Below are 21,290 nucleotides of genomic sequence, written 5' to 3' on the forward strand. Positions count from 1 at the left end.
ACAACTGATAAAGTCCGAAGGCAAAACATCCGTTTTGCTCTCGGGCTTTTTTTGATGTTCAGGAAATTATGCGCTGCGAATTTCTGTGGATGACCGGGGGCTCCCTCAAACGAAAGGTCAAGAGTTGCTTGCACTCATGACAAAACCCGGTGGACACGGATTAGCGGAATTGGCTTCGGAGCTTCACGTCACTTTGCCGTAATCTTTATGAACAAAATGCGGCAAATGAGCTTTATTCAACTTATGGCGTTAAGCTGTTCGCTGCGATCGTATAGATGCTACAATGGCTTTGCTCAACTTAAAGAAAGCGCTATCATCAACAATCAGGAGGTCTGAAAGTATGTTTAATTTATTGCCGCGACATTCCATCAAAATGATGCTTGCCGGTATTCTCGCCGTCAGTTTGACGGCCTGTGCGAGCGGCGCGCCCAAGCCTAAGGAGGCGGCTGCGCCCAAATCGAATGATGCGCCGGCCGCAGCCGCCGAAGCGTCCAAGTATCCGGAAAAGCCGATTGTCGTAGTCGCGCCGTCGGGCGCAGGAGGCGGTTGGGACATGACCGCAAGAACGATCGCGAAAGTGTTGACCGAGACGAAGGCGGTCGGCAAGCCGATAACGGTTGAAAACAAGCCGGGCGGAGGCGGCGCGGTATTTCTGGCCGAATACGCAAGCGGCAAAAAGGACGATTACAAGCTGTTCGTCAGCTCGCCGCCGATTTTGATCAATAACCTGAAAAAAGAAGGGAACAGCCCGTTCGGCTACAAAAATACGACGCCGCTCGCTCAATTGACCAAAGATTTCGGGGCGATCGCCGTTTCCGCGAACTCCAAATACAACGATTTGAAATCGCTATTGAACGATTTGAAGGCGGACCCGACCAAGCTGACGATTGCCGGAGGCTCTGCGCCGGGCTCGATGGATCATCTGGTTTCCATCTTGCCTGCATACAAATACGGAATCGACCCGAAAAAAATTAAATACGTGTCATACGACGGCGGCGGCGAAGCGTTGACAGCGCTGCTGGGCGGCAATGTGGATGTGCTGGGTACGGATGCCTCCTCGCTGGATCAATATGTCAAGGCCGGAAAAATCAAAGTGCTGGCGGTCGCTTCCGCTCAGCGGCTCGGCGGGAGCCTGAAGGACGTTCCGACGATGAAGGAGCAGGGAGTCGATGCGGAATTTAATATTTGGCGCGGTATTTTCGGTCCGAAAGACATGAGCGCAGACGCGAAAAAATATTGGGACGACAACTTGAAGAAGCTGAATGACAACGATGTCTGGAAAAAAGAGCTGCAGGCCAACAACTGGGAAAGCGATTTCAAAAGCTCGGCCGAATTCAATACGTTTCTGGGCCAGCAGGAGAAGCTGATCCAGGATATGCTGACCGCCTTGGGCATGCAGAAGTAAGAGCAACTATCCGATGCAACAGGGATGCGTCGGTCCGGCGCGGAGGGAACGACTCCACAGTCCGGTATTGCCGGTCCGGGCATTCGCAGGCGCAGGGAGAGCCTGACCCGGCTTCTCCCTTCTTTTTGACAGGAGGCTTTATATGAATAAAACATTTGACCGTTATGCCGGTATCGCGTTTCTGGCGATCGGCGCGCTATTTATCGTGGAAAGTCAGAAGATCACGTCGAGCGCATACGGCAGCAACGTCGGCGCGAACATTTTTCCTTTGGGCCTGGGCATTTTTTTATCCCTGATGAGCGTCAGGCTGATCTATGAGACGTTCCGCTACAAAGCGGCTGAGAAAGAAAAAGAGATGCTCGATTATAAAAGGTTCGGCATTATTTTTACGGCGGCGGTGCTGTATGCATACTTTCTTGAAGATGTCGGTTTCGTCCTGTCGACGTTCGCCTTTTTGCTGATCGGCTTTCAGACAATGCAGCAGGGCAAGTGGCTGACTTCCGTTATTATTGCGGCAGCCTTCTCGTATGGCGTTTATTTTCTATTTGTCCATGTGATGGACGGAACACTCCCGGGATTTCCATCTTGGCTAGGCTTACCATAGGAGGGAGAGCATGAGTACGATTGAATATTTATTGCATGGGCTGTCGACAGCCATGCAGTGGCATAATGTGTTGTTTGTCTTTTTCGGCGTATTGATCGGAACGGTGGTGGGCGTTCTGCCCGGCATCGGCCCGATGAGCGGCGTAGCGCTGCTGATCCCGATTACCGCGACGCTGACGGCTGGCTTAAGCCCGGAGGAATCGGCTACCAGCTCGATTATTTTGCTGGCCGGCGTTTATTACGGAGCGATGTATGGCGGCTCGACGACCTCGATTTTGTTAAATACGCCGGGCGAGTCCTCCTCGGTCGTGACGACGCTGGACGGCTATCAGATGGCCAAGCAGGGAAGAGCTGGCGCGGCGCTGGCGATTTCCGCCATCGGCTCATTCGTCGCCGGCATTGTGGCGATGATCGGCCTTATTTTTCTCGCCAACCCGCTCTCGGCGATTGCGATTAAATTCGGCCCGGCGGAATATTTTTCGCTGATGTTTCTCGGCCTGCTGGCGATTAGCGGCCTGGCCGGCAAATCGATGACTAAAGCGCTAATGATGACCGCTTTCGGTCTGCTGCTGGCAACGATCGGTATCGACAACGTATCGGGCTCGGCCCGGTTTACGTACGACATTCCCGAGCTGTTTCAAGGGCTAGAGTTTTTAACGGTCGCGGTCGGGATGTTTGCCTTGGGCGAAGTGTTTAAAACGATTCTCGAGAAGGACGAGAAGGGCGAGGAAGTCGCCAAAATCAACCGAGTCATGCCGACGGGGCAGGATTTGAAGGACAGTGCGGGGCCGATTGCGCGCGGCTCGCTGCTCGGATTTTGCGTCGGGCTTTTGCCGGGGGCGGGAGCGATTCTGGCATCGTTCTTCTCTTATATCGTCGAGAAAAAAATAAGCAAAAAACCGGATCGGTTCGGCAAAGGGGCGATCGAAGGTGTCGCCGCACCGGAATCGGCCAACAACGCGGCGGCGGGCTCGGCGATGATTCCGCTGCTGACGCTGGGCATTCCATCCTCCGGGACGACAGCCATCATGATGGGCGCATTTATTATGTACAACATTCAACCGGGTCCGCTGCTGTTTCAGGATCATCCCCAGCTGGCCTGGGGCGTCATCGCCAGCATGTTTGTCGGCAACCTGATGCTGCTGATTCTCAACATGCCGATGGTGCGGGTTTTTGCGAAAGTGATCGAAACGCCGGCCAAATATTTATTGCCGTTAATTATTGTCTTTTCCGTTTTCGGCGTCTATGCGGTTCAATACTCCACGTTCGATCTGCTGCTCATTATGGGCTGCGGCGTGGCGGGCTACTTTTTATCCAAAAACGATTTTCCATTGGCGCCGCTGGTGCTGGGACTTATACTTGGCCCGATGATGGAAAATAATATGAGGAGAGCGCTGACGATTTCCAACGGCGATTTTATGATATTTCTGCAAAAGCCGGTATCTCTCATCTTTCTGATTATCGGCCTGCTTTGGCTGATCATACCGCTTGTCCTCAAATTGAAGGGTAAAAAAGTGCTGGTCAACGAGGAAGTCTAGACCGTCCTAAAGATTGTCCCCATGTCCGTCCCGTCTCCTCCGTGCAGGGGACGGGTATTTGCCAGTCCGGACCGTTCTGCTACAATAGATTACCGACATGAATGATGCGGGGAGGCTGTGCGGTGCGTCTGCAAACAAAGCTGATTTTAATTATTTGCTCGCTGCTGTTTTTGGTCATTTCGCTGCTGTGGGGCGTGTTCCAATATATGCTGGTGAACGCGCTGGAGGAGCAGACGGGCATCCGCGCACTGGCCGTTGCCGAAGCGATGGCCGCCATGCCGGAAATCGGCAAGGCGTTCGCGGAGCCGGACCCTTCGCACATCATACAGCCGTTGGCGGAAGCGGTGCGGTTGAAAACGGGCGCCGAATATATCGTTGTCGGCAACCGCGAAGGCATCCGCTATTCGCATCCGTTAACCGAGCGGATCGGCAAGGAAATGGTCGGCGGCGACAATGGTCCGGTGCTGGAAGGACAATCGATCATCTCCGAAGCGGTGGGCTCTTTGGGGCTATCGCTTCGCGGAAAAGCGCCGATCCACGACGCGGAAGGGCAAGTGATCGGCATCGTGTCCGTCGGCTATTTGATGGACGACATCGCCAGACGGGACGACGATTATCAAATGGAAGTGCTGCTCATCTCCATCGCGGCACTGATCATCGGCGTCAGCGGCTCCATCATGATTTCCCGCGGAGTCCGGCGTTCCATACACGGCTTGGAGCCTGAGCAGATCGGCATGCTTTATATGGAGAAGCAGGCGATTCTCGAATCGATCCGCGAAGGCATTCTCGCGATCAACAGACAGGGCTTTATTACGATGGCGAATAAAGAGACGCTGCGGCTGCTCGGTCTGCGGGAGGATACCGATATAACCGGCCAATTGATCGAGGATATAGTACCGAACACGCGACTGCACGAAGTGATTTTGACAGGAAATTCCCATTACGACGAGGAAATGTTATTCGGAGAGCACGAGGTAGTCGTGAACCGGATTCCGATCCGCAATGCTCACAGCCAAGTCATCGGCGCAGTTTCAAGCTTCCGCAGCAAATCGGAGCTGTACCGGCTTGCCGAGGAGCTGTCCCAGGTAACCCGGTTCGCCGAGGGCCTGCGCGCGCAAACGCATGAATATTCCAACAAGCTGTATGTCATTTCCGGTCTCATTCAACTGGAATCGTACCAAGAAGCGATTGAAATGATTACGCGCGAATCCGATGTGCATCAAAGCTTGATCCAGTTTATTATGCGGGAAATACCGGATCCCGTCATCGGCGGGCTGCTGATCGGCAAATATAACCGGGCGCAGGAATTGAAGCTCGACTTCGAAATCGACGGCGAGAGCACGTTCAAGGACGTACCGGACGGCTTCGACCGGGATATGCTCGTCACGATTATCGGCAATTTGATCGATAATGCGATGGAAGCCGCGCTCGATTGCGAGCGGGAAGACGGAAAAAAAGTAAAGCTGTTCCTGACCGACGCCGGAAACGACCTCATCATCGAATGCGAGGATAACGGCCCCGGTATTCCCGAGACGATTGCGGCACGCATCTATGAAAGAGGCTATTCCGGCAAGCAGGGCGAGCGGCGCGGGATCGGTCTGGCGCTTGTCAAGCATGCGGTCGACAGCTACGGAGGCTATATTACACATCATCCCGGCACACATGGCGGCACTGTATTTACGGTAGTGCTGCCCAAGCAAGCGCAAGGCAGGGAGAAAAGAAAGGGGGCCGACCATGAACGAAGCGACGGAAGTTCCGATACAAGTGCTCATCATCGAGGATGACGAGCGGATTGCCGAGATCAACCGGCGATTCGTGGAGAAGGTACCCGGCTTCGCCGTTGTCGGCATCGCTACGGATGAATCCCAGGCTTTGACGCAGCTTGAAGTGCTGGAGCCGGATCTGGTGCTGCTCGATATCTATTTCCCGGACGCCAACGGTCTGGAGCTGCTGCAGCTGATCCGTCGGCAGGAGCGCCAGCCGGATGTCATCATGATTACGGCGGCCAAGGAGGTGGAAGCGGTCAAATCGGCCATCCGCGGCGGAGTGTTCGATTTCATCATGAAGCCGCTCCTGTTCAACCGGCTGCAGGATACGCTGCTGCGGTTCCGGCACTATCATCAGACGATGGCCAGACTGCATTCGGAACAAGGCTGCGTCAATCAGGATGAAGTCGATCAGCTTCTCCAGGGCGCGGTCAAGAAAGAGAGCGGCTCCGGTTATTTGCCGAAGGGGATCGACAAGCTGACGCTCGATAAAGTGATTCTCGCGATGAATGAATGTCCGGCTCCCGTGACAGCGGAGCAGGCTGCGGCGTTGATCGGGGTAAGCCGCTCCACCGCGCGCCGTTATTTGGAGCACCTCGTTTCCAAAGGACAGCTCCGCGCCGATCTGTCATACGGCGATGTCGGACGCCCCGAGCGGGTGTACCGAAAACTGTAACCGTGCTTCCTGCCCGTATGGGCGGGGAGCATTTTTTTTGCCCATTCGGCCAAAAAAGGACTAGAAAGATAGGATCAAACAGGCTATCATTACTGGTAGCAAGTGTAAATAAACATTACATAGTCGAATGGCAGAGAGGGATGAAAGATCACATGTCGGTAAACTTTTGTTCGTCCTGCGGTCATCCGATGGAGACCCGCAGTATGGACGGTGTCGAACGGCGCGCTTGTACGAATTGCTCGTTTGTCCATTGGGGCAACTACAGCGTAGGCGTTGGCGCCCTGGTTGTGAAGGACAACAAAGTGCTGCTCGTACGCCGCGCGCAGGAGCCGGGCAAAGGCAATTGGACGAATCCGGGCGGTTATATCGAACAGACGGAGCCTATCGAGGAGACGATTGCCCGCGAGGTACTGGAGGAAGCAGGCGTTCAGGCGACGGTCAAAGGAATTGTGGCCGTACGGGATCAGCCCCGCGCTATCCACAACGTGTACATCGCCTTCGAAATGCAGTACGAGAGCGGCGAACCGCAGCCTGACGGCTATGAAGTCGATGCGGCGGGCTTTTTCACCCTGGAGGAGATGCAGTCGATGCAGGTGGCCGGCTTTACCAAATGGCTTGTCGATATCGCGCTCAACGGTCAAAGCGACGGCTTGCTGGCGGACCGGGAGCCTGTGGTGCCTTCCCCGGGCAACGGATTGTTCCGAATTCCATAATAAAAATTTTTTTCAATAGAGGAATTTGTCGATCTATTCAGAATATAAATATATATTTGGTAAAAACCTTATCAAGCTCGAAGCGCCGGTTCGCGTCCGGCTCCGGACATAGCGGCCTCCTTGCTTAAGGTTATAATTACTCGCTGCAGTTTATTCTCGAAAGGAGTCGTGCAATGGTTACGTTACCGAAAACGAACGAGCTGGGCTTTTTTGAAATTCGACTGGAATCCATAGGGGGTCTTGGAGCCAATCTGGCCGGTAAAATGCTGGCCGAGGCCGGAGTTGTCGGTGCCGGTTTAAATGGCGTCAGCTTTTCCTCGTACGGTTCCGAAAAGAAAGGCTCGGCCGTTAAGGCGCATATCCGTTTCTGTGATATTGATACAAATATCCGCGATACATCGCCTGTTGAAAGACCGCATGTTGTTGGCATTTTTCATGAATCATTGTCGAAAACGGTCAATGTCGTAAGCGGAATTTATGAGGATAGCCTTGTGCTCGTCAATTCGGTCAAGTCTCCGGAGGAATTGAAGGAAAAGCTGAAAATGATGGGTGGAACCATCGCCGTTATCGACGCGATCGGAATTTCGCTGGAAGAGAAAAACCGCGTCAACATGGCGATGCTCGGCGCACTGTTCCGGCTATGTCCGTTCCTCGACCCGGAAATTATGAAGAACGTTATCCGCAAGTCGCTGGAGAAAAAGTACCCTCAAGCCGTTCAGCCGGCATTAAACACTTTTGAAAGAGGTTTCAACGAGGTACAATTCCAGTCGTTCGCACTCGCGGAAGGCCAGGAAATGCCGTCCTTCGTTCGCCAGGATACACCGGTGCTCGGTTATGCGACACAGCCGATGGGCGGAACGATCACGAATCCCGGCAACAGTATTTTAAAAGATTTGAGCATTTCGCGCGCGGGCATGATGCCTCATTTCGACGACGACAAATGCATCCATTGCGCAGCCTGCGACAATGTTTGCCCGGATTTCTGCTTCGTATGGGACGAGCAAGCGGACAAGAAGGGCCGTCCGCAAATGTTTCTGCAAGGGATCGACTATCAATATTGCAAAGGCTGTCTCAAGTGCGTGCAGGCCTGTCCTACGGAAGCGCTGTCCGGCGCACGCGAAGCGGAGGGCTATGCCGAGGAGCACCGCGTGCCGCACAGATTCGACCTCGCTGTGAAATAAGCCGATTTGGGCAAGGAAATCTAACAAAAGCAACGGAAAGGTGGAATTCCAGTTGGCAATTGAGATTAAGAAAGAGATTTCTCAGGGTAAAGTGGAGCAACGTATTGTTTACGAATCCGGCAACGAAATGGCCGCTTATGCAGCGCATCAAATTAATTATCATATTATGGGGTATTTTCCGATCTCCCCGTCAACCGAGGTTGCGCAATTTCTCGATTTGATGAAGGCGAACGGGCAGCATGACATCAAGCTGATTCCGGCGGACGGCGAGCACGGCTCGGCGGGCGTGTGCTACGGTGCTTCGACAGCGGGCGGCCGCGTGTTTAATGCGACAAGTGCAAACGGTTACTTGTACATGTTGGAGCAAATGCCCGTACAATCCGGCACCCGGTTCCCGATGGTCATGAATCTGGTATGCCGTTCGGTTTCCGGTCCGCTGGACATTCACGGCGACCATTCCGACTTGTATTATGCGTTGAACACCGGCTGGCCGATTCTGATGTGCCGCGATCCGCAAGCGGTGTACGACATGAACATCATGGCGCTGAAGGTGGCGGAAGACGCTAAAGTTCGGCTGCCGGTGCTTGTAGCCTCCGACGGTTACTTCACTTCCCACCAAAAGCGCCGCGTTCAAACGTTCGCGAACCGCGAAGACGTGCATGCCTTTATCGGCGCGCAGCCGCCGACAGGCTTCCCGGATACGCTGGACCGGGACAATCCGATTACCGTCGGCCCGTACATGAACGAGCCGGATTATATCAACAACTGCTACCAGCAATCGGTAGCGATGTACAATGCGGAGGATGTGTACGACCAGGTCCGCAAGGAATATGCGGAGCTGACCGGCCGCGATTATCCGATTCTCGACCTGTACCGGATGGAAGATGCGGAGGTTGCCGTCTTCCTGATGAATTCGGCTTCCGAAATCATCAAGGACGTCGTCGACCAGCTGCGCGAAAAGGGGATCAAAGCCGGCTCCATCGCGCCGAACATGATTCGTCCATTCCCGCAAAAAGCGATTGCCGAAGCGCTGAAAAACGTAAAGGCGGTAACGGTAGGCGACCGCGCGGATTCGTACGGCGGCCACGGCGGCAACATGGTGAACGAGATCAAAGCCGCTTTGTTCACGATGGGCAACCGCGATACGATGGTGATCAGCCGTATTTATGGACTCGGAGGCAAAGACTTTTATTCCGAGGACGGCCACAATATGTTCCAGTTTGCCATCGACGCAGTGGAAAAAGGCAAGGTGGAAGTTCCGTTCGATTATTACGGCCACACGCCGGGGGATCCTGCCAAAGCGCCTAAGCGCGTGTTGAACCCGATGAAATATGAAGATTTGAATACGGGCTTGATTACGGTGAAGCCGGATGAAGCAACAGGCAAGCTGAATGTCCGCATACCGCCGCTGCGCGCGTTGACGAAGAAGCCGAAGCGGATTGCGCCGGGTCATGGAGCCTGTCCGGGCTGCGGTATTTTCTCCGGGCTCGAGCTGTTCTTCAAAGGCATTGAAGGCGATATCGTCGCCTTGTTCCATACGGGCTGCGCGATGGTTGTCACGACCGGTTACCCGTACTCCGCGCATAAAGCGACCTATATTCATAACCTGTTCCAAAACGGTGCCGCAACCTTGTCCGGCGTCGTGGAAATGTTCTGGGAACGCAAGCGCAGAGGCGAACTGGATTCGTTGAATCTGAAAGATGATTTCACATTCGTCATGATTACCGGCGACGGCGGTATGGATATCGGAATGGGTCCTGCGATCGGAGCCGCGCTGCGCAATCATAAAATGATCATTCTTGAATACGATAACGAGGGCTATATGAATACCGGGGCCCAACTGTCTTATTCGACGCCGATGGGCCACAGAACGTCGACCTCCAACGTCGGCTCCAAGCAGGGCGGCAAAGTGTTCCATCATAAGGATACGGCGCAAATTATGGCCGCCACTCATATTCCGTACGTATTTACCGGCTCCGAAGCGTTCCCGCAGGACTTGGTGCGCAAAGCCGCCAAAGCCCAATGGTATGCGCAGAACGAAGGTCTGGTCTACGGCAAAATATTGATCGCCTGTCCGCTGAACTGGCTGTCCGAGGATGAGCAGGGCTCCAATATCGTCGGTGCGGCCGTCGATTCCTGCTTCTTCCCGCTCTATGAAGTCGAGCACGGCGTAACGACCATTACGTACAATCCGGAAGAGAAAAGCAAGAAAGTACCTCTCTCCGATTGGCTCAAAACGATGGGTAAAACGAAGCATATGACCAAACCGGAGTACGAGGAGTCTTATAAAATGTTCGAGACGGAAGTCGAGCGCCGCTGGAACATGCTCAAAGCGAAGCACGAAAACGAGTATTTGTAAAATTCGTCGACAGAGGAAGCAATGATTCGGGGAAATCAGACCCGGGCTGCTTGGGAGCATTTCCCGAATCAAGCGATTGTGCAGGCATTAACATCAAACAAGGCACCATCTCCGATGGAGATCGTGCCTTGTTTCATCATTCAGTGAAACGGAGGAGAAACGGTTGCCTTACGTATTGAAACATAATCTAACATCGCAGATTTATACCTGTACTTTGATCAACGGTTACAGGCTGCCTTACTATGGTACTAAATATTGGGATGATGAGGATACGGCTGCGGCGGAAGCATTACCGTTTTTGCTGGCGCAATCGGTCGATAACGGTGAAGCATGGGAGCCGCTTGAGCTTACCGAAAACCAGTTGAAAATGTGCAATGTCAAATTAAAGAATGATCCGCAGCTCTCTTTGTATTGGGATGATGAGAACCGGACGCTTCGCGTAAGTGCTTCTCCGTCAGGATCGTAAGCAGGTTGATGCCGACTTCGTTATGCCCGCCTTCGGGGATAATGATGTCGGCATATTTTTTGGAAGGCTCGATAAACGCTTCATGCATAAACCGGGTCTGAACTCTATAACCTGATAGGAGTTGTAGCGAGTATGTATCCATTTGTGGTATGCTCTAGGACAAGCACTCCCATCCCTTAATCTCTTTAATGCCAAAGGAGGAAGTATCGGATGAATGAAAATTTCATAGCGATCAAGACGTTCCAGGGAGATTTGAAAATTTCTCACAAAAAAAGAGACTTCGGCATTACGGTTTCGACCAAGGAGTTAATTTACCAAAAGCCTCATGCGAACTACCATATCAAGCTGGAGGATATCGTTAGCATCGTTCCGTTCGAAAATGCGAATGTCAAAGCGATCACGTTCCATAACCGCCGTTCCTCCGGCAATGAAATTATTAATATGTCATCCGGAAGTCCGCATTACCGTTTCTATGTGCGCAGCGCGGTGCTGCACAACCGGAGCGGCTTGTTTCCGATGGGTGCCGCCCAGTTTATTTTACCGATTCATAACGATTTGCTGCTCGCTATTTCCAAATATGGCGGGTTAAGTGCGGTAATCTAGTGAAAGCTTGCTTATAGTGCGTCAAGCGCCTGTTTCCTTCAAGGGGCAGGCGTTTTTTGTTTTGCGCGGAGCTCCGGAATTGTGATAATCTGAGTTTACGCGTGTGTAAAAAACTTACATATGATGATACTTACAAAGGGGGATTTACTATGGCAACTGAAGCGTCGACAGCTGTTCGCGTATCCGCCAAGAGCAAGCTGCCCGTCATGATCAGTATTGTATTGGCGATGCTGGTTGCTTCGATGGATACAACGATTGCTAATACAACGATGCCGATTATAGCAGAGGAATTGGGCAATTTTAATTTGTATGCCTGGAGCTTCGCCTCTTATATGATCATGTCCACGGTCATTTCGCCGGTGGCAGGACGTATATCGGATTTGTTCGGGAGAAAAACGATTTTCGGAGCCGGACTCATCTTATTTTTGCTCGGCTCGGTCCTATGCGGCTTTGCCAATTCGATGGTGCAGCTCGTTATCTTCCGCGCCGTTCAAGGGATCGGGGCCGGCGTCATGATGCCTTTTCCGGCGATCATCGCAGGCGACTTGTTTCCGGTGGAAAAGCGGGGGAAAATCCAGGCGCTGTTTACCGCGATGTGGGGGCTGTCCGCCATTTTGGCGCCGATGCTCGGTGCATTTTTCGTTGAATTTGCCAATTGGCGCTGGATCTTTTTTATCAACATTCCGATCTGCATCATCTCCTTCGTGCTGCTATCCGCGTACAAGGAAGTATACGAACCGAAAAAATCGAAGGTGGACGTATTCGGGGCGCTCATTTTTGCGGTCGGAGTCAGCCTGCTGCTGGCCACAACCGTTGTGGAGCAAGGGGCGGCGATTTACGGAATCGTAGGTGCTGCCGTGCTGGTCGGCTTTTATTTGTTTGAGAAAAGGCACAGCTCGCCGATCATTCCGCTTGCGATGTTCCGCAATAAACCGTTTGCCTGGATGAAGGTCAATACGTTTTTGGCTTGCGTCTCCTTGTTTGGGACGTCCAGCTTTTTGCCGTTGTTTTTGCAGCGGGAAGGGTATTCCTTATTTATTAGCGGTGTCGCCCTGCTCGGGATGTCGTTCGGCTGGATGGCGGTCTCGGTACCTTCGGGCAAATGGATAATGCGATACGGATACGCCAAATTAATTTTGGCCGGCAACATTTTGCTCGTCATATCCGGCTTATTCCTGCTGACTATGAAGGAAGGGTCCGGCTTCTGGCATGCCTTTGCGGCAATGGTCATTCAGGGACTTGCTTTCGGACTCATTTTGACGGTATCGACGATCGGCTCGCAGCAGCTCGTGGAACCGCATCAGAAAGGGGTCGCCACTTCGATCCAGCTGTTCGCCTCCAACATCGGAACGGCGATCGGGGTTACGATCATGGGCGCATTTTTGGCCCGATCCAGCTTTTTCGTCGGCTTCGAGCATTTGTTTTTGTTCGGGTTTATCGGCTGTTTGTTTGCATTCGCTTCTTCTTTTTTGATTCGCCGCGTCTAAATAGGCATGTGACGGGAAGGCAGCTTCGGCTGCCTTTTATGCGTTGCAATGAGTATCCGGTTTTGATTCGCACGGCCTTGACAATGGCGTTCGCCGCTTAAGGACGGCGCAGTCGTGTTATCCATGATAGGGGAGAGATGGGCATGGCTTATCAGATGAATGCTTCGTTAACGGAAGGTCCGATCGGGAAAAAGCTGCTGCTGTTTGCGCTGCCGGTGCTGATGGGCAATGTGCTGCAGTCGTTGAACGGGACGATCAATGCGATATGGGTTGGCAATTTTCTTGGTGAAAGCGCATTCGCAGCCACGTCGAACGCCAACAATATTATGTTCTTTTTGCTCAGCCTTGTGTTTGGAATCGGCATGGCATCTACGATATTGATTGCCCAAAGCGTAGGAGCGCAGGACGAGGTGCAGGCGAAGCGGGTGGTCGGGACAAGCGGGTTGTTTTTTGTCGGTCTCGCGCTTTTGATAACAATCGCCGGGGTATTGCTGTCTCCGGTCATATTGACGGGAATGCATACGCCGCCGGATGCGCTTCAATTTGCAACGGATTATTTGCGGATTATTTTTATCGGACTTCCGTTTATGTACGGGTACAACTTTTTGATGATGATTATGCGGGGGGCGGGCGATGCCAAGACGCCGTTTTACTTTTTGCTCATCTCGACTGTGCTCGATATTGCACTGAATCCGTTATTGATTTTCGGACTCGGTCCCGTTCCTGCTTTAGGTATTGCAGGCTCCGCCGTGGCTACGGTCATCGCACAGTTCGTCAGCCTGGCATGTCTGATTGTCTTTTTGTACAGGAAAAAGCATTTCCTGCGCTTGACGCGTGCAGATCTGCCATATATTCGTTTGGACCGCATGATTATCGGCTCACTTGTGAAAAAAGGGCTGCCGATGGGCTTGCAGATGCTGATCGTGTCCACGAGCGGTCTTGCGTTTATAAACCTCGTTAACAGTTTTGGATCGGTGGCTACTGCTGCCTTCGGTGCCGCCATGCAGCTGTCCAGCTATATTCAGATGCCGGCCATGGCCATCGGTGGGGCTGTGTCGACGGTCGCCGCTCAAAATGTCGGCGCAGGCAAGTGGGACCGGGTACATAAAACGACCGTCATGGGCATTGCGATCAACCTTGTAATGACCGGCGCCTTGGTCGGCTTCATCTATTTATTCAATAAGCAGGCGCTTGGATTGTTTTTGCAGGATCAAGCCGCAATTGCGATCGGGATGAAGATCAATTCAATTACGCTATGGGCGTTTATATTGTTCGGCATCACGTTCGTCGTATCCGGCGTCGTGCGGGCGACCGGGGCTGTCATCGTGCCGATGGTGACGACTTTATTGGCGCTGTGGTGCATCCGTATCCCCATTGCTTATTGGTTGGGCGACCAGTATGGGCTGGATGCGATATGGTGGAGCTTTCCAATCGGGTTCATGGTCGGAATCGTATTGTCGATCTGCTACTACGTTTGGGGAAATTGGCGAAGCGCCCGGATGCTCGGCGACAATAAATCGCAGGCTGCTGATAAAATGACGGGATGAAACGATCAAGGAAATCCAATTCGCGGTAGACGATAGAATGGATACTGAAGCAATGAAAGAGGAGCCCTCCCGATCGGGAAGGGCTCTTTTCATTGGACATCCTCCTCCGGCAGCTTGCTTCGACCTAAAAAGCAATAAACCGTATAAACCCGTTGCATTCCCGTTATCGATGTTTAAATTGCGTTATTTCGGGGGACTTTAAAATCGATTACGCTATACATACGGATCGAACAAACGATTCCATGCAATTATGAGGGGGTACTTCCAATATGAAAGTAAACAAAAAACGATGGCTGACTGCCGGGGTGGCAACCGTTCTCGTGACAACGATGCTGGCCGGATGCGGAACCGGAGGCAATACAGCCGCTCCCGAGCCTGGCAAAGCCGGGGCAGCCAAACCGTTTGAAGGCAAAAAATTGACCGTAGTGACCGCGAATCATCCATGGGGCGAAGCGATTAAACCGTTAATTCCCGAATTCGAAGCGCAAACCGGGATGAAGGTGGAACTGCAAAGCTTTTTCGAGGATCAGCTGACGCAAAAGCTGACGGTTCAATTCACCTCCAATTCGGCAACGCCGGATGTGTTCATGTACCGCCCGCTTCAGGAGGGCAAGCTGTTCTTCAAGAACGGCTGGCTGGCCCCGTTGGATGAATATACGACGAAGGACGCCAATTACGATTTTAACGACTTCTCCAAATCGGCTATCGGCTCCACGACCGTAGACGGCAAACTGTCCGGTATTCCGATCATTACGGAGCAGGAAATTTTATATTACCGCAAAGACCTGCTGCAGAAGGCTGGAATCGCCGTGCCGAAAACGTTGGACGAGCTGACGGCAGCCGCGAAGAAGCTTCACGATCCGAAGAACGAAATGTACGGCTTTGTAGCCCGCGGCCAGCGTTCGCCGTTGGTTACGCAAGTTTCCTCGTTCCTGTTCTCGGAAGGCGGGGACTTTACAACCGGCGATAAAGCGACAGTCAATACGCCGGAAGCGATTAAAGCGTTCACAACGTACAGCTCCCTGCTGAAAGATTATGCGCCTCCGGGAGTATTGAATATGTCCTGGCCGCAGGCGTTCGGTATTTTCGCCCAAGGGAAGGTCGCCTTCCTGACAGACGCGAACTCGCTGTACAAAAACGTAACCGATAAAGAAAAATCGACCGTTGCCGATAATGTCGGATTCGCTTTATTCCCGGCCGGCAAAGCGGGCTCCAAGCCATACAACATCACATCCTGGGGTCTCGGGATGAATTCGAAAACGGCCAATAAAGACGCTTCCTGGGAATTTATTAAATGGGCGACAAGCAAAGATGTCGTATTGAAAACCCAGAAGCTGGGCAATCCCGGCGCCCGCGCTTCGGTATGGGATAGCGCCGACGGCACGTCAGGCTTCCCGGCAGAAATGGTTCAGGTCATTAAAGAATCCGCCAAAGGCGGCGTCGACCATGACCGTCCGGTTCTGATCGGCGTCGGTGAGGCGCGCGATGCGGTAGGAGCCATCGTTCTGCAAGGAATGAGCGGCGGAGACATTAAAGCTGCCGCCGATAAAGCCAACCAAGAGCTGCAAGCCATCATCGACAAAGAAAAGGGCAAATAAGCGGTGGAGAGAAGGGTCGGCGCTCAAGCCGGCCCTTTCTTCAGTTCAGAAAGGTAGGATAACGAATGAATCACAGCTGGTTTGACCGTAACATCAAATGGATATATACGATGCCGGCGCTTTTGTTTGTACTGATCATGATGGTATTTCCCATTCTGTATACATTAAGAATCAGCTTCTACGAATGGAGCATGTCGGCTACAACGCCTCCGACCTGGGTAGGATGGAGCAATTACGCCGCATTGCTGAACGACAGTCGTTTTTGGCACTCGGTCTTTAACACCTTTTATTTTACGATCGTCGCGCTGGTGCTTGAGACGGTATTGGCGCTCGCGATCGCAATGCTGCTGTACCGGGAGTTCCGCGGCAAAAACATTGTAAAAACGATTTTCCTGCTGCCCATGGTGGCAACACCCGTTGCGATGGGGCTTGTCTGGATGCTCATTTACGAGCCGACGATCGGGGTAGCCAATACGATGCTGAAAAGCATGGGGCTCTCGCCGCTGCTTTGGCTGGCTTCGCAAAGTCAGGTTATTCCGTCGTTAATCATTGTCGATGTGTGGGAATGGACGCCGATGATCGCATTGATCATTATGGCCGGTTTATCTACGCTGCCGAGCGATCCTTATGAAGCCGCCGATGTGGACGGAGCATCCACCTGGCAAAAATTCACGAACATTACGCTGCCGCTGCTGAGGCCTACCATCATCGTGGCTGTCATGCTCCGCTTAATCGACGTTTTGAAAACATTTGACATTATTTACGCGACGACGCAGGGGGGACCGAATCTGGCCTCGGAAACGTTAAACCTGTATGGCTATGTTCTCGGCTTTCAATATTTCAAATTGGGTATGGCGTCTTCGCTGCTCGTCATTTTCTTCGCCATCGTTATGGCGTTTACACTCGCGCTGATTTGGGTGCGCAAACGTTTGGAGGTGCAGTAACGGTATGAAAAAGAAGGGCGCCACACGGTGGATTTATCCTTTACTGACACTGGTCGTTATTTTGGTATTCGCTTTTCCGTTTATATGGATGCTGCTCGCTTCGTTCAAAACGCAGGCGCAGATCATGTCCAAAGGACAATTTCTGTTCTTTACCCCGACAGCGAAAAACTATGTGAATGTGTTCAGTCAATACGAGTTCATGCGTTTTATCGTGAACAGCTTTATCGTCGCCGTCGGCTCTACGATCGGATCTCTGCTGCTTGGTTTGCCGGCGGCCTACGCAATCGCAAGATACCGCCTGCAAGGCTTGGGACTCGTTATTTTGGTGGCCCGCATTGTGCCCGGGATCACGTTTCTTATTCCTTGGTTCATTTTGTTTTCCAATCTGCATCTCGTCGATACGTATTTGGCGTTAATTTTAAGCCACATGCTGGTCGGCCTGCCGTTTATCATTTGGATCATGATATCGTTTTTCGAGGCGCTTCCGACGGAAATTGAAGAAGCCGGTCTGATCGACGGATGTACGCGTACGCAAGTATTTTTGCGCATCATTTTGCCGATTTCCGGAGCCGGGATCATCACATCTTCGCTGCTGTCGTTTATTTTTTCCTGGAACAATTTCATGTTCTCGATTATACTGGCAGGTGATAAAACAAAAACGCTGCCGATTGCCGTGTTTAATTTTATGTCGTATTCCGAGATCAATTGGGGCGCTCTGATGGCCGCGGCTTGTATTATTACATTGCCGGTGCTGATTATCGCTTTGCTCGCTCAGCGCTATATCGTAAGCGGGCTGGCAGCCGGAGCGGTGAAAGGGTAACGGCATGCAAGGGCAAACTGTACGTTTACAGCATGAACGGGGCGGGGGGTTCAACATGACAGCCAAGAGAAATACGTTTCGCCGCATGGTGCTGATCATTTTTCTTCTCCTCATTCCCATTGCCTGTGTGTACATGTTTTCGCATCAAGTGAGCGTCAATGTGCTGAGGGATGAAATTCAGGTCAACCTGTTGAACCGTCAACAATTTTTTATTTCCCAGGTGGATGCGGCCGTCGATCAACTGTCCATGTTTCCGGTGATCGTCGGCCACGATCCGTTTATTCGCGAATATGTCGACAAGAAGTTTAATCATGTAATGGAGAAGCTGCTGCTGCAGTCGAGAGTAATCGAAAAGCTCGGCTACCAGAGCGCATCCAGCGAGTGGACGAACGAACTGAACATTTATTTGGCCGAAGAAAAGCAGGTGCTGTCTTCGACCATTTTTGCCACATATACTGACGCCTACATGAAGCAGCCGATTAAAGCGACCTGGACGTTCGATAAAGGCAACGGCAAGCCGTTCAACGAATCGTTCATCCGGCAAATAACGGAGCCTGCATCGGCAGCCAGCCTGGATCAGGCCCGCGCAGTTTATGAGGTCAGATTTTCCGCTGAAAATCTTCGGTCGATGCTGGATCATTTCAAGTCGGGTGGCAAGGGCGACCCGTTTTTGTACATTCCCGGCATGCCGGGAATATTCAATCACAGTGTCAACCCGGTGCTTGCCGGCTCGCTTATCGGCCAGCTGGACGAGCAGACGATCGAAACGGAGACAGGAAACCGTGTGCTTGAGCTGGGTACGGATAAATATTTGGTTAATTATGTGAAATCACGCACGTTGGGCTGGTATTTGGTCGATTATGTGCCGCTTCAGCAGACGCTGCTGCCGATCACAAAAAGCCGCAACTTCTTTTATGTGTCGATCGGTTTGCTGCTCGTCGCCGGCATGGTTGCCGCCTATTTGCTGTACCGTCATGTGCAGAAACCGATCGCCAAGCTGACGCAGGGCGTGCTCCAGCTCAAGCTCGGGGTTTATTCCGCACGGATCGATTACCAGCCGAACAATGAATTCGACTTCCTGATCCGCCGCTTCAACGATATGGCCAGGGAGATTCAAGAGCTGATCGAAAAAGTATATGCGGAGCAGCTTCGTTCGCGGGAGGCGACATTAAAGCAGCTGCAGGCACAGATCAACCCTCATTTCCTGTATAATTGCCTTTATTTCATAAGCAATATGGCGATGCTGGAGGACAAGCATGCGGTAGTCGCGATGGCTAACAATCTGGGCGATTACTACCGGTATACGACGCGGGCCGAAAAGCAGCAGGTTACGGTACGCGAGGAGCTGCAGCTGGTCACCCATTATTTGACGATTCAAAATTTGCGGATGGAACGGGTATCGTTCGAGATCGATGTTCCGGAGGCGATGATGTCCTTGATCATTCCCAGACTGCTGCTCCAGCCGCTGGTCGAGAATGCGGTCATTCACGGGCTGGAACGGAAAACCGGCAAAGGATTGATTCGTATTTACGGCGAAACCGACGGCTCCGGGCATTGCATCACGATTGAAGACAACGGGGTTGGCGTCTCGAAGGAGCGCTTGGCCGAGCTGCAGCATGAGCTGGACATTCCTATGAGCGAGCAAATGGGCTACGGCATGTGGAACGTTCACCAGCGGCTCCGACACCGCTTCGGCACATCCGCCGGCCTGGAGCTGAGTGCAGCCGGTGATGGAACGGGCTTTAAATCGATTGTGAAATGGAGGGAGCCCGCCGATGTATCAATTACTGATCGTGGATGACGAGGTGCATGTCGTGGATCGTTTATCCGGTACGATGGATTGGACTTCCTTTGGCATTGAAGCGGTTCACAAAGCGTACTCGGCCGACGAGGCTCTGGCCATATTAAGCACGACAACCATCGACATATTGATCACAGACATTCAAATGCCCGGCCTAACCGGTCTTGAGCTGATCGCTATCGTCCGGGAAAAATGGAAAAGGACCAAATGCATTCTGCTGTCCGGCTATGCGGATTTCAGCTATGCCCAGGAAGCGATTCAGCACGGCACCGTCGATTATTTGCTGAAGCCTGTGTCCGAGGAACAGGTTGAGGAAACCGTTCGTCGCGTGCTGGACCAAATTCGTGCCGAATGGGAGGAAATATTGTCCCAGCAGCGGCTTCAGCATACATTGAACGAGCACCTGCCGCTGTTGAAAGGAAATTTGCTGAAGGAGCTGCTGCAGGGAAGAAGGTACGGCGACGAAGGCTGGCGGTATAAAATGGAGGAGCTGAAGGTCCCTTCCTTTCATAACGAAGCCGTAGTTTTGGTGCTGGTGCGGATGGAAGAACAGTTTTTGCATTATGATGCGACCAGCTTGTCGCTGTTTGAATATGCGATCGGCAATATCGCCGAGGAGCTGTTCGCCGCGCAGTACGAGCTGTGGCATTGCAAGGACGACCACGACTATTTAGTGTTTATGCTGAAGTGGAAAGATGCGGCGGAGAAGAGCTCAGCCCGGAAGGAGCCGCATGTCGGGACGGAGACGGCGGAGGGAATTATGCAAGGCGGCAAGGAGTGGGAAGAGCGGCAGCAGCACCTGGAGCGTACGGCCAGCGAGCTGCAGAAGGCGGTCAACACATTCCTGAAAGGCAAAGTATCCGTGCTGGTCAGCGCATGGGGCTGCTTTCCGGCGGAAGTACCCGCTATTTACAATCAAGCCTTGTCGTTGTTTCGCAAGCGGATCGGCAGCGAGCACGATATTTTTATGACCTCTCAGGAAGAGCCGGCTCCGGCGTCATACGGAACATTGCAGCGCCTGTACGAGCTGCCTTCGTTGGCGCAGCTGCTCGAAGCGGGTAGATGGAGCGAGGTCGAAGACAAGCTGCAATCGGTTTTTGCGGAGCTGAACGAAGACTGGGCGCAGTCGCAGGAGCATGTTCTGGAAGTGTTTTATGCGGTTTCATCGGCCTTCTCCTACATTTCCCACAAAAATGGACGCCAGTTGGCCGAACTGATCGGCGACGATTATTTGCGGCTGACGGAAGGCGTTCCGTTCCGCTCCGCAAGTTTGCTGCGGGATTGGAGCCTGCGGGTGCTAAGCCTGCTGAAGAGCGATATGGACCGCGAGGTCCAAGATTCGCGGGCTTCCGTCGTACGGCGGGTAAAGCAGTATGTAGAGCTTCATTTGAGCGGGGATGTCTCGCTTCAGGCGATAGCCGACCACGTTTATTTGCACCCGGTCTATTTGTCGAAAATATACAAGCTTGATACAAAGCAAACGATAACCGATTATGTGTTTCAGCTGCGGATGGAGAAAGCGGCCTATCTGCTGATTAACAGTCAGGATAAAATTTATGAAATTGCCGAAAAGCTCGGCTATCAGCGGGCGCATTCCTTCAACCATGTATTCAAAAAGCATTACGGGATGACGCCCCAGGAATACCGCGATCGTCGAACGACCGTGCCGAACGCATAATGCATTACAGCCGGACAAACCGGGAATGTTTGTTCGCATTTTTCGCGATGCCGTGTTATGATAGAACCATACTTCATGGTTACCATCATCACAGGCTCGCGAAAG

General features: G+C 52.5%; 17 protein-coding genes and 1 pseudogene. 17 read left to right on the forward strand and 1 reads right to left on the reverse strand.

What is annotated here, in order from left to right; genetic code table 11:
- The first annotated feature begins 340 nt into the window (after nucleotides 1-340).
- The 9 genes from E1757_RS07720 to E1757_RS35710 all read left to right on the forward strand — a co-directional run bounded on the left by E1757_RS07720 (nucleotide 341) and on the right by E1757_RS35710 (nucleotide 10,707).
- On the forward strand, nucleotides 341-1,405 hold the full coding sequence (locus E1757_RS07720) for a Bug family tripartite tricarboxylate transporter substrate binding protein (protein WP_133226344.1): 1,065 nt from the start codon (nucleotides 341-343) through the stop codon (nucleotides 1,403-1,405).
- Between the two features lie 142 nt (nucleotides 1,406-1,547).
- Nucleotides 1,548-2,009, forward strand: a complete 462-nt coding sequence (locus tag E1757_RS07725; RefSeq protein ID WP_133226346.1) for a tripartite tricarboxylate transporter TctB family protein — start codon at nucleotides 1,548-1,550, stop codon at nucleotides 2,007-2,009.
- 10 nt (nucleotides 2,010-2,019) lie between these two features.
- Complete coding sequence (locus tag E1757_RS07730) at nucleotides 2,020-3,546, forward strand: tripartite tricarboxylate transporter permease (protein ID WP_133226348.1); 1,527 nt, start codon at nucleotides 2,020-2,022, stop codon at nucleotides 3,544-3,546.
- Between the two features lie 122 nt (nucleotides 3,547-3,668).
- The gene (locus tag E1757_RS07735) at nucleotides 3,669-5,330 is read left to right on the forward strand and encodes an ATP-binding protein (RefSeq protein ID WP_133226350.1); all 1,662 of its coding nucleotides are present in this window, start codon (nucleotides 3,669-3,671) and stop codon (nucleotides 5,328-5,330) included.
- Nucleotides 5,281-5,988 (forward strand): response regulator, encoded by a 708-nt coding sequence (locus E1757_RS07740; protein ID WP_133226352.1) that lies wholly within the window; start codon nucleotides 5,281-5,283, stop codon nucleotides 5,986-5,988. Before E1757_RS07735 ends, E1757_RS07740 begins: the two co-directional genes overlap by 50 nt.
- 152 nt (nucleotides 5,989-6,140) lie before the next feature.
- Nucleotides 6,141-6,701 carry an NUDIX hydrolase gene (locus tag E1757_RS07745; protein ID WP_133226354.1) on the forward strand — a complete coding sequence of 187 codons (561 nt, stop codon included), beginning with the start codon at nucleotides 6,141-6,143 and terminating at the stop codon, nucleotides 6,699-6,701.
- Between the two features lie 173 nt (nucleotides 6,702-6,874).
- Nucleotides 6,875-7,882: a 2-oxoacid:acceptor oxidoreductase family protein gene (locus E1757_RS07750; RefSeq protein WP_133226356.1), complete on the forward strand. Its 1,008-nt coding sequence runs from the start codon at nucleotides 6,875-6,877 to the stop codon at nucleotides 7,880-7,882.
- A 52-nt stretch (nucleotides 7,883-7,934) separates the two neighbouring features.
- Nucleotides 7,935-10,241, forward strand: a complete 2,307-nt coding sequence (locus tag E1757_RS07755) for a thiamine pyrophosphate-dependent enzyme (RefSeq protein WP_133226358.1) — start codon at nucleotides 7,935-7,937, stop codon at nucleotides 10,239-10,241.
- Between the two features lie 163 nt (nucleotides 10,242-10,404).
- Nucleotides 10,405-10,707, forward strand: a complete 303-nt coding sequence (locus E1757_RS35710; protein WP_165971962.1) for a hypothetical protein — start codon at nucleotides 10,405-10,407, stop codon at nucleotides 10,705-10,707.
- Here E1757_RS35710 and E1757_RS36400 read toward each other — a convergent pair.
- A pseudogene (locus E1757_RS36400) lies at nucleotides 10,619-10,798 on the reverse strand (hypothetical protein); the annotation flags it as partial. The gene E1757_RS35710 and the pseudogene E1757_RS36400 overlap by 89 nt on opposite strands.
- 119 nt (nucleotides 10,799-10,917) lie before the next feature.
- On the opposite strand from E1757_RS36400, the gene E1757_RS07765 reads away from it, so the two are divergent.
- The 8 genes from E1757_RS07765 to E1757_RS07800 all read left to right on the forward strand — a co-directional run bounded on the left by E1757_RS07765 (nucleotide 10,918) and on the right by E1757_RS07800 (nucleotide 21,185).
- A complete protein-coding gene (locus E1757_RS07765; protein ID WP_133226360.1) occupies nucleotides 10,918-11,310 on the forward strand; it encodes a hypothetical protein in 393 nt (130 codons plus the stop codon).
- A 149-nt stretch (nucleotides 11,311-11,459) separates the two neighbouring features.
- The gene (locus E1757_RS07770) at nucleotides 11,460-12,797 is read left to right on the forward strand and encodes an MFS transporter (RefSeq protein ID WP_133226362.1); all 1,338 of its coding nucleotides are present in this window, start codon (nucleotides 11,460-11,462) and stop codon (nucleotides 12,795-12,797) included.
- Nucleotides 12,798-12,940: 143 nt separating this feature from the next.
- A complete protein-coding gene (locus E1757_RS07775) occupies nucleotides 12,941-14,344 on the forward strand; it encodes an MATE family efflux transporter (protein WP_133226364.1) in 1,404 nt (467 codons plus the stop codon).
- Nucleotides 14,345-14,613: 269 nt separating this feature from the next.
- On the forward strand, nucleotides 14,614-15,942 hold the full coding sequence (locus E1757_RS07780) for an ABC transporter substrate-binding protein (protein ID WP_133226366.1): 1,329 nt from the start codon (nucleotides 14,614-14,616) through the stop codon (nucleotides 15,940-15,942).
- Between the two features lie 65 nt (nucleotides 15,943-16,007).
- Entirely contained in the window at nucleotides 16,008-16,886 is an 879-nt protein-coding gene (locus tag E1757_RS07785; RefSeq protein ID WP_133226368.1) for a carbohydrate ABC transporter permease, read from the forward strand.
- Between the two features lie 4 nt (nucleotides 16,887-16,890).
- Nucleotides 16,891-17,706, forward strand: coding sequence for a carbohydrate ABC transporter permease (locus tag E1757_RS07790; RefSeq protein ID WP_133226370.1), 816 nt, complete (start codon nucleotides 16,891-16,893; stop codon nucleotides 17,704-17,706).
- A gap of 55 nt (nucleotides 17,707-17,761) precedes the next feature.
- Nucleotides 17,762-19,507 (forward strand): sensor histidine kinase, encoded by a 1,746-nt coding sequence (locus tag E1757_RS07795; RefSeq protein ID WP_165971997.1) that lies wholly within the window; start codon nucleotides 17,762-17,764, stop codon nucleotides 19,505-19,507.
- A complete protein-coding gene (locus tag E1757_RS07800; protein WP_133226374.1) occupies nucleotides 19,482-21,185 on the forward strand; it encodes a response regulator in 1,704 nt (567 codons plus the stop codon). The genes E1757_RS07795 and E1757_RS07800 overlap by 26 nt, the downstream gene beginning before the upstream one ends.
- Nucleotides 21,186-21,290 lie beyond the last annotated feature (105 nt).

The organism is Paenibacillus piri, assembly GCF_004354045.1.
In the GTDB taxonomy this organism is placed as follows: domain Bacteria; phylum Bacillota; class Bacilli; order Paenibacillales; family NBRC-103111; genus Paenibacillus_S; species Paenibacillus_S piri.